Below are 14614 nucleotides of genomic sequence, written 5' to 3' on the forward strand. Positions count from 1 at the left end.
TTTAAGATGGCATTGTTGGTGCTCCAATTCCAGGACCAATAGGTTGTAATCCAATTAATCCATAGAATACAATTGATAAAATAATTACTGATACAACAGCAACTCCAGCTGGAAGAGCAATTCTTTTTAATATTGCTGAAGCTTCAACTTTAGCTTGTTGAGCACAAATAATAATTACAGCAGCAATTGGTGAAAAACTTCTACTTAGATTTGCTAATTCTTGAATTGGAATTACAACCATTAATTGTTCACTTCCAGTTAATCCACCTGTTTCACTAATACTTGCAACAATTGGAACAAAAGCAAATACTGTTGATGTACCACTACCACTTAAAGAACCTATTAATAAAATTATTAATGCAAATATAAATAAATATCCATATGCAGCCCCAGAAATATTATTGACAGAGTCTGTTAATAATTTAATTACCCCAAGACTTATTAATCCTTTAGAAAAAATAGAAGCAGCAGTAGATAAAACCACAACTGAAGCAAAACCATCTCCCATTCCTTTAAAAAAACCTGTAAATTCATTAAGAACTGGTTTTACTTGTCTTTGTCTAATCATTTGAATAACTATTGTAACTATTGTACAAAGAATGATTGTTTCAACTATTCCAAACTTAAATCCAATATTTGGGTCAACTAAATTAACAATAAAAGGTATTAATAAAACAAAGATTGGAAGAATTGGTAATATTGAATATCAACTCGGTGGTAAATTTTGTTGCTCAGTTTTTGTTTCAAAAGTTACTTCTTGTTCTACAACCAATCCTAATTTATTGTTTTTTTGTTCAAATTTTTTATCCATAAATTTTTGTCAAAATAAATGTGCTATTCCCATAAGAATCAATGAAGGAATAGCGACTATAGCAAGTCTTGCATAAGTATAACCAATTAAGTCTCAATTCATTCTTGTAGAAACAAATGCACTGTCACTTCCTAATGGTGTTGGAAATATAGTTGCTGTTGTTGCAATGATAGCAACACTACTTAATGTTGAAATTTTTGCTTTTTTTAATATCGGAAATAACAATGTCATCAAAATAACAGCTAGAGAACTAGCGCTTGGAACAACAATTGATAATATGTTTCCCAAAATAAATATCATAAATAACAATAAGTATTTATGTTTTATTTTTAATAAAGGTTTTGTTAGTAAATTTACAATAACACCATTTGCACCAATCTCGCTCATGAATTTTGTGTAACCAAATAGTGCCATAATAATTAATCCAGCACTAACAAAATAATTTTTAAATTCTAATGCAATTACATAGAATGCATTAATTTCTCCTACCCCTGTTCCATAATCTGGTTTAAAATTATTTGAACCTTGATCATATCAATTTACAGGTGATAATCTACCAATGAATCCTGCAATCAATAACATAATGAAACCAATAAACAATAACACCAATCTAGCATCATGTTTTTTAATCATTAAGTATATTAATGCAGCAAATGCAATGATAGCTACAATAATACCGACAATATCTTGTCAGCTCATAATATACTCCCCTTTAGTTATATATACAACCTTAATATATCACTGCAAAATTGTTTTTATATATAAAAAATTCCATCCTAGTTTTTAGTACCAGTATGGAATTAATTTAATTAATTTGTTGTTTATTTAAATTTATTTTTTATAAAAATCTAAAACTTCTTGGTAACTTGGAATTGATTGTTGAGCTCCTTTTCTTGTTACTGCAATTGATGCAACATCAATTCCAAAATTAATTGCTTCATCTATATTATTACTACTTAATATATTGGATACAAATCCACCAATGAATGAATCACCAGCAGCTGTTGTATCAATGGCATTTACTTTTCTAGATTCAAATAAATTAAATTTATTATTTTTTCAAAGATATACACCTTTAGAACCATATGTAACAATTAAATTAATGTTTTTATTTTTTAAATTTAAATCGTTTTCGCTAATTTTTTGTATTGGTTTTTTTATTTTAAAAAGCTCTTCGAACTCTGTTTCGTTTGGGATTAAATAATCTGTATAATTTAATATTTCTTCATCGTATTTAATAATTGGAGCAGGATTTAAAAATGTTTTAATTTTTAATTCTTTTGCAATTTTAAATGCAGATAATATTACATCTTGTGGAATTTCAAATTGACATACAATAGCTTCAAAAGATTTTATAAAATCTTTATTTTTAATTATGTCATCAACAGTGTTATTGTAGTTAGCACCTTTAATTATCACTATGTTATTTGAACCATCTTCTGAAACATAAATTGATGCTAATCCTGTAGGGTTATTACATTTTTTAATCATTGATGTGTTTACATTATTTTCTTTTAATGAGTTAATAAGTTTATCGCCATTATCATCATTACCAACACAACCCATCATGTAAGTTTCTAAGTTCATTTTTGATAGAGCAACAGCTTGGTTTGCGCCTTTTCCACCACAAAAATATGAAATATTATTACCATAAATTGTTTGACCCTCTTTTGGTAATTTATTTACATTTATGACAATGTCCATATTTAAAGAACCAATTACTAAAACCTTTTTCATATTTCTCCAATTTAATTTCTTATTTTTATTCTATATTTTAAAGACTAGTATAGATAAGTTATTTTATTGGCTAATTATTAAAGTGTTTTATACAAAAAGTTTGTTAATTAAAAAAAGTCTTATCACATATAATTTATATGTTATGTAACAAAAACATATACAGGAGAAGCTATGATTTTTTTGAAGAAGTTTGAAGCAAGAGGTTTTAAGTCATTTGCTGACTATACTAAATTGAATTTTGACTGTTCAATGATCGGGATAGTTGGTCCAAATGGTTCTGGAAAATCTAATGTAATCGATGCAGTTAAGTGGGTTCTTGGTGAAAAATCAATTAAGTCATTAAGAGGTAAAAAAAGTGATGATGTTATTTTTCATGGTTCTAAAACTAAACCAGCTAATGACTTTGCAGAAGTTACATTAACTTTTGATAATTCAAAAAGAGTTTTGCATATTGATCTTGATGAAGTTTCTATTACAAGACGTTTATATAGAGGTAATGGTAATAATGATTACTTCATTAATGGAGAACAAGCAAGACTTAAAGATATCATGGATGTTTTTGTAGATACAGGTTTATCTAAAGGGTCTCTTGGTATTATTTCTCAAGGTACAGTTAACTGATTTGCAGATAGTAAACCTGAAGATAGAAGAACAATATTTGAAGAAGCAGCTGGAATTGGGTTATACACAAGAAAAAAAGAAGAATCATTAAGACAACTTGAAAGAACACAAAACAATTTAAATCGTCTTATTGATATCACTAAAGAATTAAGTCGTGATATTAAAAAACTTGAACAACAAGCTTCTAAAGTAAAAGAATATAGTGAAAAAAAAGAAGAATTAACTAAACTTGAAATTTCTATTTTAGTAAAAGATATAGTAAAAGCTCAAAGTGAACTTGATAATATTAGTTCTAAATTGAATACATCTAAATCTGTTAATCAAGATTTAGCTCCTAAATTGGAACAACTTGGAAAAGAATTAAGTGCTAATAAAGAAGCTCTTGAACAAGCAGATATTAAAGTTGGAATATTTAGTAATGAGTTAAACAATATTATTACTAAAATAAATAAACTAGAAATAGAAAAAGCAGCTTTGGACAATGATATTCAAATTGACATGAATTCAACAGATTTTCAATCTAAAGTTAATGCTTTAGCAAACCTTGTTGCAACAACTGAAGCAGAAGTTAAATCAAAATCTGAAATTGTTGAAAGAAATAAAAAAGAAGCACAACAATACGAAGAACAAGTAATGCAACTTGAAAGTGAAAAAAATGAGAAACAAAAAACTTTAGTTGATCTAATAAAAGCAAATACAGAAAATAAAGCTAATTTGAATCACCTTGAAGATTTAATAAAAAACAAAATGGGTCATGAAGGTGGTGCTAAAGTTATTATTGAAAATAAAGAAGCACTTACAGGAATTCTTGGAACAGTTTTAGATTTTATAAAAGTTGAACCAAATTATGAAAAAGCTATAATGTTGGCTTTAGGAAAAAACATTTCAAACATTGTAGTTAATACTCATAGAGACGCTAAAAGAGCTATTGATTTTTTAAATAACAATAAAGCTGGTATTGCAACATTTATGCCAGTTTATGAAATGAAACCAAAAGAAATAAAAAAAGAACATCAAGAAATACTTGAACATCTTCCAGGATTTATTGGTTTAGCTTCACAATTATTAACAAAAGTTGATAAAAAAATTCAACCAATTATTGATGTTTTATTGGGAAGAATTATAATTGCTGAAAACTACGATACTGCAATTGATATTTCAAAATATACTTTCCAACTATATAAAATTATTACTCTAGATGGTCAAATTATAAATCCACAAGGTTCAATTACTGGTGGTTATAATGAAGGAAGAATTATAAATTCTTTAACAACTCTTGAAAACAAAAGAAAAGAGTTAAACAAATCTATTGAAGAACTTGATAAACAAATTTTAAAAGTTACTAACAGAACAAATGAAATTGATTTGTTATTAGTTAATTTTAGAAATAGATGTAATGAATGTAGATTAAATGAATCAAAATATAGTGATCAACTTAAATGGTTGGAACAAGACTTTATTAAATACAAAGTTGAATATGAAAAACTTTCAAGAAAATCATATACAAGTGATTCAGCAAATGTTGATAATGAATACAAAAATATTAATGATAGATTAAATTCTTTAATTAACACAAAAGAAAAAGTTGAAAATGATTTAAATGTTAACCAAAATTCTAAAAAAATATTAAAAAATAGAATTTATGAAATAGAAGATGAAATTGAAAAAATAAGAGAAACAATGAGTCTTAACAATAATGTTATTTTAGAATTTGACAAAAAAGAAATAATGAACTTTAACATTATTTCAAATGCAAAAGAAAAACTTAATAATAACTATAAAATGACAATTGAAACTGCAATTCAAAATTATAGTGAACCACTACCAGTATCTGATAATGTCGCAAGACAAAAAATTGATAAACTAACTAAAGAATTAAATTACATAGGTCCAATTAATATGGATGCTATTAATGAACTTAAAGAAAAATCAGAACGTTATGAAAAAATGAGAGCTGAGGAAATTGAAATTTCTGAAGCAAAAGAAGAAATTATTAATGTTATTAAAGAACTTGATTCTAAAGCACATGAAGATTTCTATAACACAATTCAAAAAATTAATGAAGAATTACCAAAAACATTTAAATATCTTTTTGGTGGAGGAAGTTGTAGTATTGAATTTACAGAACCTGACAACATATTAGAATCAGGAATTGATATTAAAGCTTCTCCACCAGGAAAAAATATTAATTCTTTATTTGCATTATCTGGTGGTGAAAAAACACTTGTAGCTTTATCTGTTTTATTTTCAATTTTAAAAATTAGCTCTTTCCCGCTAGTTATTTTAGATGAAGCTGAATCTGCATTAGACCCATCAAACGTTGAACGTTTTGGAAATATTATTTCTAACTATTCAACTGACACACAATTTCTAGTTATTACACATAGACCTGGTACTATGGAAAGATGTGATAAATTATATGGTGCTACAATGCAAACACAAGGTGTTACTTCAATTTATCAAGTTAAAGTACAAGATGCTAAAAAAGATTTTGGTAGCGACGAAATAATAGAAGACTTAGAAAATAAATAATATTTTGGAGTATATTAATGGGTTTTTTAAAAAAATTAATAGATAAAATAAAAGGTAAAAAAACACTATCTGAAAAAATTGAAGAAAAAAACATAGAAAACAAAGCAGAAGTTTATGTTAAACAAGAAAGTGTTTCGCAAAAAAAGTTTGATGATGGATTAAAAAAATCATCTAGCAACTTAAGTCAAGCAATTGCTGAAATCTCAAAAAAGTATAAAGAAGTTGATGAAAGTCTTTATGAGAGTATTGAAGAACTTTTAATTTCTTATGATGTTGGTGTAACAGCAACAATGAAAATTGTTGATGCAATAAGAGATGAAATTAATTTTCAAAATGTAAAAGACCCAAAATTAATTAAAGAAATTATTGTTGATAAAATTTTTACTTATTATATTCAAGATACTAATGTAAATACTTTTTTAAATGTTAAAAATGATAGAACTAATGTTATTTTAGTTACAGGTGTTAATGGTGTTGGTAAAACTACATCAATTGCAAAAATAGCAAATAAATTTAAAAAAGAAAAAAAGAAAATTCTTTTAGTTGCAGGTGATACTTTTAGGGCTGGTGCTGTTGAGCAATTAAATGTTTGATCACAAAAAATTGGAACTGATATAGTATTACCAGATAAACCAAATCAAGACCCAGCATCAGTAATTTATATGGGTCTTAAAAAAGGGTATGAAGAAAAATATGATTTAATTATTTGTGATACATCAGGTAGACTCCAAAACAAAGTTAACTTAATGAATGAATTGAAAAAAATACATCAAGTAATCCATAAATTTGATAATTCAGCACCACATGAAGTTTTATTGGTTTTAGATGCAACAACAGGACAATCAGGAATCATACAAGCAAAAGCTTTCAAAGAAATAACTGATGTTACAGGAATTATACTTGCTAAAATGGATAGTACTTCAAAGGGTGGAATTATATTATCAATTAAAGATAATTTTGATATTCCAGTTAAGTATATAGGTTTAGGAGAAAAACTTGAAGATTTATCACCTTTTGATTTAGAGAAATTTATTATAGGAATAACAAAAGAGTTAAAAATTTAGATTATGGAAAAACATGATTTGCAAAAGATTGCTTTTTTAATAGATTTTTATGGCAAACTATTAACAGAAAAAAAGATAACTTATTTAAAAGATTATTATTTTAATGACTATACTATTAATGAAATCGCAGAGCAAAATAATATTACAAAAATTGCGGTTTTTGATAGTATTAAAAAGTCTTTAATCGAACTTGAAAAATATGAGGAAAAATTAAAGTTCATTGAAAATTTTAATAAAAGACTTGTTTTATATAAAGAAATTGAAGACAAAGAACTAGTTGATAAACTAATGAAAACTGAGGTACTTGATATATGGAAAAAATAATTAACTTTGTCTTTTGTATTAATGAATTACTAGAAGTTGAAGAAGATGAACAAACCAAACAATTCACTGATTTAATTTGTAATTTAATTAATGAAGGAAAGCAATCTAAAAGTTTAAAAACATATTTTCTTATTGATAAAGAATTTGAGATTGATGAAAAACAACAAAAGAAATCAATTCAAAAAGAAAAGATAAAATCTTTTTTAAAAAAACATGATTTAAAAATTTTAGAAAATGATATTAAATTTATTTTTAAATCAAAAGAAGATGAGCAAATTGATGTTGATACAGCATTTGATGATATAGCAGTACCATCAAGTAGATTTAATTTTTCAAAAGAAGACACTATCATTTTCTTCACTGATCCATCAATTGGAGAAACAGCTTTTTTTGAAGGGTATTGAACAGTCTTTTTAGATTGTCCTTCATTGCCATATGATCAAAAAGAATTAAAAGAGATAAGAGGACTATCTTCATATTACATAAGAAATGATATTAACAAGGTAAATCTTGATTCAATAAAATATGATTTTTTAACATTTCTAGAAAATAAATAAAAACGTTTATGTGTTAAAATTTTTATAAATATGAGGTAACCAATATGAGTATGTTCAAATCTAAATTACAAAAAAAATCTGAAATTGATTACAATAAGCAATTTACAATTGATCAATTATTAGCTGATCCAAAAATGTTACAAATCCATGCTGAAAGATTAAAAGCTGTTTATAAAGATGCAACAGATGATTTTATAAGAACCCAAATTGATCAAATAATTCTAAAAGAAAATGCTTTTAATAAGATAATGCAATATCTAACTTCAAACTTTAGTTTTCAAATTGATGCTACTGAACTTGATGAATTTAAAAAAAGATTTAAAGCTCAATTTAATGAAACAGATGAAACTAAGTTAACAGAGCTTGCAAAAAAACTAATTATGAAAGGTTTAGTTTTTGAACAAGTTATAGCTCAAAATAAATTGAGTATTGATGATGCTCAAGTTAAAACTTATTTAGATAATTATTACAAGACAACAAACCAACCAATTAATGAATACTTAAATAACAAAGAAAAATTTGAAGAAATTAGAAACATCATTCTAGAAGAAAAAACAACTCAATGATTAATTCAAAAATTTAAAGTATGAATTGATTTAAAAACTCTAGTTCGTTTTGATGGTTCTGGAAATGAAGATAACAACAAAGCTTAATGCTTTGTTTTTTTATTTTTTACAATATTGAATTTTCATTTTTGAATTAATATAATCAAAAAAAGTGGTTCAAAAAGAGATGTATTATGAAAAATAAAATTAAATTAATGATTTTTTCTACTGTGAGTTTATCTGCAATAGCAGTTCCATCAATTGCAAGTTTTTCTAAACTTGATCAAAATAAGGCAGCAAATATTTCAAATTCTTTTGCAAATAAAAGTTTATTAGCAGAACAAAATGAGCAAGATAAAACTAATTTTTTAGATAAAAAAAGTTTGGATAACATTTCAACTTCTATTGGTCCAATAGTAATGAAAGATGCAAAAACTATTGAGAGTAGGGATTGATATGGATATGCAAATTGAAGTTTTGATATTACATCAGTTGACAAAACAACAAATAATTCTGGAACAACAACTGTTGTTCATTGAGAATATTTAGAAACTAGTGATAGTTTATTTTTAATTACATCAAATAGTTATTTGATAAAACTTAATGCAACCACAGGTGAAGTTTTAGCATCAACAGATAAAACAACTGCAGAAATTAATAGTGGAACCCCAGATAGAATTGCTGGTATTTCTTATAATGACACTTTATATGTTTGAGATTCAAAAACAACTTCAACAACTATATATGAAGTAGATAGAAATACTTTGAAGAAAACTGGTCAAATTATTTCTTCTGGTAATTCTTTTTTAACACAAAATCGTTTACAAACTATTTATCCATTAGAAGTAGGATACAACATTGCAATTACAACTGAATCAAATCAAGGTAGTGGAACTAATAATGGAAAAATTGCTAAATTAAAAGCAACGCTTGTTGATGATAATATGAAAGAATTAGTTCCATCAACTGCTGGAAATAATAAGCAAACAGAAACTGAAAAAAATGTTCAAACAATTGATATAGAAATAAATTCTACAACTGATGGTTTAGAATGAGAAAATATTTATAAAAATTCTTTTTATAGACCATCAACTAGAACTACTTTTCTTTTTATAGATAATAAAGCTTATGAAATTACTTTAAATAAAAATGCTGTTCAAAAGTCAAATATTAAAGAAGTTACTTTGACAAAAGATAATAAAATAGGTGAACAAACTCAACAATTAAAACCATTTAATTCATCTTTTATTGATGCAAACAACACTATTGTTTTTAAAAGAGATGGAGACAAAGAAATAAGTTATTTATCTGGTAATAACAACACAATTCAAACTATTAGTTTAAATACAACAACTAATAATGAATTGAAGAATATAATAGATAAAGACTCTAATAATGAGAATAAACTAACTGTTTATGGTGTACCAACTGAAGCAAATAAATCTGTCAATTCAGGTAATTTAATTTATCTGGTAGATAAATCTAGTAATTTTGCTACTGGTTTTGTTTCTAACATTGTGCAAGCAACAAACTTTTATAGCAATCAAATGCAATTAAAATTAAATGATAGTGTCAGTCAATCTACTTTATTGCCATCACAAGTTTCTATCAATAATTTTAGAATTGAAGGAACAGGTGCAGATGCAATTAATCCTAATAATACTAATGCTAAATTTATTGTTGATGATAGACAAGGAAAACTTTCAGTTACTTTATTAGCAACAAGAAATGCTTGATATTCACAGTTGAATTCAGTAAAAACTAAAACTCATTTACATTTTGAGGGAACAAGTTTTATGAAAACATCTGATGCTATTAAATGAGCATCTGAAGCAATATTTCAATCACTTTATGGAAAAAATACACCAGGACAAATTACTGAAGAGTTATTAGATAAAAATAAAGATACAATATTACCATCAAATAATATAAATACTAATAATGGATATTCAAACATTACTAAAAACTTTTTGATAGTTAATAGAAACGATTCAGAAGGAAAAATTAAAATTGAAGCAACAGTGTCTTATACTGATAAATACAACACAACAATTAACTATTCACTAACACCGCAAGAATATACAATTAAGAAAGCAACTGCTTCAGATTATAAATTTGAATTTTATGGTCAAAAACCTGGAGAAGATGTTTCTGATGGCAAAGGTGAGAATTTAGATCCAATTGACATAAACACAATAACTGACAATTCTGCATTGAATGATTTAAAAAAATATATTCCATCATTTATTGATCCAAAACCAGACAAATTGGCTGAAGCGTTTATTAAAACACAAGATTCATATCCAATAGCTGATGGTTTAAGAAATGTTTATATTAAAGAAAAAGATGATACTAATGGAACATTAACAATTGCAGTTGAATATGTTGGTTTAAGTAACAAAGTAAAATCAAGTTTTTCAAGAAAATATACAGGTTTCCAAACTACAACAACTGCTGCTGTTACTTTTAAAGGAAATAAAGTTCCAAGAGAAAAAGTTGATTCTAACATAACTAATATTTTTAAAGAGGAATCAACAACTTTTATTGATATAAAAGATGTGTATCCAAATTATTCAGATAGAATTTCAGATGAAGTTTCAGAAGTTGCTCAAACTTATTCTGATGGTATTTCTAAACTTGCTGCAATGGGATATTCACCAGTTGTTAATATTAAACATGATGATAATGGTGCACAATATGGATATCTTCAAGTTGAATTAGATTACTCACAACCAACAACTGATCAAAGAAAAAAACTACCAGGTAGTTTTTATGATAAATTTGGTTTAAAAGATGGAAAAATTTCACAAGTTTATATTGGATTTTTACCAGTTAGTACAAGATTTGGAATAACTTTAAAAAACTATTATTCTCAAGAAGTTCAAAGAGTAGTGAATAATTATAATGTTGAATCTGTAGTTAATTATAATGATCTTTTAAAAACCTTAGATTACAGAGGATATTTAGAAAACGAAATAAGTATTATGGATGTTAAGTGAAATGGTGAAAAGCTAGATTTTGTAGTTTCAGGTAGATCAGCACAATATCCATCAGTTGCATCTACATATAATTTTACAATTGACTGAGCACCAAAATTTGCATCTATTAGAGAAAGAAACTTAATATTGGCAGTATCATTAACATTAGCTGGTATTGGTGTTGTTGCATTTGGTATAGGTGCATATATATTGAGAAAAAATAAAATTAGAAGATTATTGAAATAATGAATCCAAAAATATTGTCTATTTGTTTAGACAATATTTTTTATTTGCTTTATAAAATGTGTTTGGGTTGATTTTTATCTTTGAATTAATATAATCAAGAAACACATGTAAATTAGGAATTAATTATGAAAAATAAAACTAAACTTATATTATTTTCAGCTATAGGTATGTCAGCAATGGCTATACCATCTTTGGCTGTTTTTTCAAAAAATGAACAACGACTTAATGTGGTAAACAAGGAAAGTTCTATATCTAGAAATGCTAAAGCAGTAGCACAAGATAACACTAGTTTTTTAGATAAAAAAGGTCTTGATAACATTTCAACTTCTATTGGACCAATAGTAATGAAAGACGAGAAAACTATTGAAAGTAGAGATTGATATGGATATGCAAACTGAACTTTTGATATTACATCAATTGATAAAACAATTAAATCAAGTAGTTCTACAACTGTTGTTGATTGAGAATATTTAGAAATAAGTGATAGTTTGTTTTTAATTACTTCTAATAGCTGCTTAATAAAAATTAATGCAACAACTGGAGAAGTTTTAGCAAGTGCTGATAAAAACACATCAGGTATTAGTGATGCTGATAGAATCTCTGGTATTTCTTACAATGATACTTTATATGCTTGAAATTCAAAATCTACATCTACAACAATATATTCTGTTGATAGAAACACACTTAAAAGTAATAAGAAAAGCATGGACACTTCATCTAATAGCAATGACTTTTTAACTACAAATAAATTACAAGCTATTTATCCACTTGATGTTGGTTACAATATTGCCTTAACTATTGGAAGCTCTGAAAATGATGGATCAATTAAAAAAGTTAAAGCAACAATGGTTGATGATAACATCAAACCATTGGTAACTAAAAAAGAACCAGCAATGGTAACAGATAATACTGCACAAACAAAACAAGAAATCGAAATAGATTTAAATAGTTTAAATGGTGCTGGTTTAAATTGAAATGATATTTATAAAAATTCTTTTTATAGATCAGCAACAAAAACGACACTTTTATTTATTGGGAATAAAGCTTATGAAATTTCATTAAATAAAAATGCTGTTGAAAAATCAAATATAACAGAAATTACAACAACTCAAAATAGCACTCCAGAGAAAAAAGAAAATCAAAAATCTTTTAATTCATCATTTATAGATTCAAATAATTTAGTTGTTTTTAAAAGAGAAGGTGATAAATCTATTAGTTCATTAACAATTGATAATAAAGTTAATGTATTAGATTTAACAAATTCAACTAATAATTCATTAAAAACAATAATAGATGGTGATACAAACAACACAAATAAACTTATGGTTTTTGGTGTTCCAACAGAAGCAAATAAAAAAGCCAATGCTGCCAACTTAATTTATTTAGCAGATGCTGGTAGTAAGTTTGCAACAGGATTTGAATCAAACATAGTTAAATCCAATAATTTTTTTCAAGATCAATTGCAACTTAAAACAATAGATTCAGTTTCTGTTTCTAGATTATTACCATCACAAATGAATATATCAAATTTTAAAATTGAAGGTAGTGGTGCTGATGCTATAAGACCAGATAATGCAGATGCTAAATTTACTGTTGATGATTTAAATGGAAGTATATCTTTAAAACTTTTATCTACAAGAAATGCATGATATTCAAGAACAAATAACATTAAAACAAAAACATATTTGCATTATTCTAGTAATAGTTTAATGAAAACAAGTACTGCTATTAATTGAGCATCAGAACAAATTTTTAAAGGTCTTTATGGTAAAAATACTCCAGGCCAAATTACAGAGGATATTCTAGAAAAAAACAAAGATACTATATTACCATCTAATAACATTACTTCAAACAATGGATATACAAATATTAAGAAAAGTTTTTTAATTGTTAATAGAGATGATTCTAAAGGTGAAATATGAATTGAAGCGACAGTTACATATACTGATAAATATAACACTACTATTAACTATTCTTTAAATCAACAAAAATACACAATCAAAGCAGCATCAACATCTGATTACAAATTTGAATTCTATGGTCAAACTAATGACCAAGATGGATCTGATCAAAATGCAAGTAGTTTGCCTGTAATTGATATAAATAGTATTTCAGGTAATAGTGCTTTAAATGATTTGAAAAAATTTATTCCTTCATTTATTGAACCAGATCCAAACAAATTAGCTGATGCTTTTATAAAAACACAAGACTCTTATCCTATTGCTAAAGAATTGAGAAATGTTTATATAAAAGATAAAGATGATGCAAATGGACAATTAACAATAGCTGTTGATTATGTAGGGTTAAGAAAAGATGTTAAATCACATTTTGAAAGAAGGTTTGGTGGTTTTCAAACAACTACAACTGCTAAGGTAACTTTTAAAGGTCAAAATGTGCCAAAAGACCAAGTAAGTCCTGAAATAAAAAATATATTTAAAGATGAAACAACAACATTTATAAATATTAAAGATGTTTATCCAGAATATACAGATAAAATTTCTGATGAAGTAACAGAAATTGCCAAAACATATTCAGATGGAATTGCTAAACTATCTGCAATGGGTTATTCACCTGAAGTTAGAATAATAAGTGATAATAATGGTGCACAATATGGATATCTTCAAGTTGAATTAGATTATTCTAAACCAACTACAGAACAAAGAAAAAAAATACCACAAAGTTTCTACAATGAGTTTGGTTTAAAAGATGGTAAAATTACTCAAGTGTATATTGGATTTTTACCAGTTAGTACAAGATTTGGAATAACTTTAAAAAATTATTATTCCCAAGAGGTTCAAAACATTGTAAATAATTATAGTGTAGAGTCTCATGTTAGTTATGATGACCTTTTAAAAACACTTAATTACAAAGGATATTTGCAAGGTGAAGTTAATATTCTTAATGTTAATTGAAATGGTGAAAAACTTGAATTTATGGTTTCTGGTAAATCAGCTAAATATCCATCAGTTGCATCAACATATAATTTTACAATTGATTGAGCACCAAAATTTGCATCAATTAGAGAAAGAAATTTAATATTAGCTGTTGTTTTAACATTGGCTGGTATTGGGGTTGTAGCATTTGGTATTGGTGTTTACATACTTAGAAAAAATAAAATTAGAAGACTATTGAAATAAAAACAAAAATATTGTCATTCAAATATGGCAATATTTTTTATTTGTTTTATAAAACTTTGCTT

Annotated in this window: 9 protein-coding genes; 7 read left to right on the plus strand and 2 right to left on the minus strand. The window is 25.9% G+C overall.

The window, feature by feature from the left end; genetic code table 4:
- Nucleotide 1: 1 nt before the first annotated feature.
- Together dcuC and rbsK are read right to left on the minus strand one after the other, a co-directional pair.
- On the minus strand, nt 2–1510 hold the full coding sequence (gene dcuC / locus EXC57_RS01015) for a C4-dicarboxylate transporter DcuC (RefSeq protein WP_004025432.1): 1509 nt from the start codon (nt 1508–1510) through the stop codon (nt 2–4).
- A gap of 132 nt (nt 1511–1642) precedes the next feature.
- The gene (gene rbsK, locus EXC57_RS01020; protein WP_004025431.1) at nt 1643–2548 is read right to left on the minus strand and encodes a ribokinase; all 906 of its coding nucleotides are present in this window, start codon (nt 2546–2548) and stop codon (nt 1643–1645) included.
- Between the two features lie 171 nt (nt 2549–2719).
- Between rbsK and EXC57_RS01025 the strand changes: the two genes are divergently transcribed.
- The 7 genes from EXC57_RS01025 to EXC57_RS01055 all read left to right on the plus strand — a co-directional run bounded on the left by EXC57_RS01025 (nt 2720) and on the right by EXC57_RS01055 (nt 14552).
- The gene (locus tag EXC57_RS01025) at nt 2720–5701 is read left to right on the plus strand and encodes an AAA family ATPase (protein WP_004025430.1); all 2982 of its coding nucleotides are present in this window, start codon (nt 2720–2722) and stop codon (nt 5699–5701) included.
- Nucleotides 5702–5718: 17 nt separating this feature from the next.
- Complete coding sequence (gene ftsY / locus EXC57_RS01030; protein WP_036451947.1) at nt 5719–6765, plus strand: signal recognition particle-docking protein FtsY; 1047 nt, start codon at nt 5719–5721, stop codon at nt 6763–6765.
- 3 nt (nt 6766–6768) lie between these two features.
- Entirely contained in the window at nt 6769–7089 is a 321-nt protein-coding gene (locus tag EXC57_RS01035; RefSeq protein WP_004025428.1) for a hypothetical protein, read from the plus strand.
- Nucleotides 7077–7646, plus strand: coding sequence for a hypothetical protein (locus tag EXC57_RS01040; RefSeq protein ID WP_004025427.1), 570 nt, complete (start codon nt 7077–7079; stop codon nt 7644–7646). Before EXC57_RS01035 ends, EXC57_RS01040 begins: the two co-directional genes overlap by 13 nt.
- Before the next feature lie 44 nt (nt 7647–7690).
- On the plus strand, nt 7691–8299 hold the full coding sequence (locus EXC57_RS01045; RefSeq protein ID WP_004025426.1) for a SurA N-terminal domain-containing protein: 609 nt from the start codon (nt 7691–7693) through the stop codon (nt 8297–8299).
- Between the two features lie 86 nt (nt 8300–8385).
- Nucleotides 8386–11415, plus strand: a complete 3030-nt coding sequence (locus tag EXC57_RS01050) for a hypothetical protein (RefSeq protein WP_129692528.1) — start codon at nt 8386–8388, stop codon at nt 11413–11415.
- Between the two features lie 125 nt (nt 11416–11540).
- Nucleotides 11541–14552: a hypothetical protein gene (locus tag EXC57_RS01055; RefSeq protein WP_004025424.1), complete on the plus strand. Its 3012-nt coding sequence runs from the start codon at nt 11541–11543 to the stop codon at nt 14550–14552.
- The last annotated feature ends 62 nt before the right edge of the window (nt 14553–14614 follow it).

The sequence above is a fragment of the Malacoplasma iowae genome, assembly GCF_900660615.1.
Lineage (GTDB): Bacteria > Bacillota_I > Bacilli_A > Mycoplasmatales > Mycoplasmoidaceae > Malacoplasma > Malacoplasma iowae.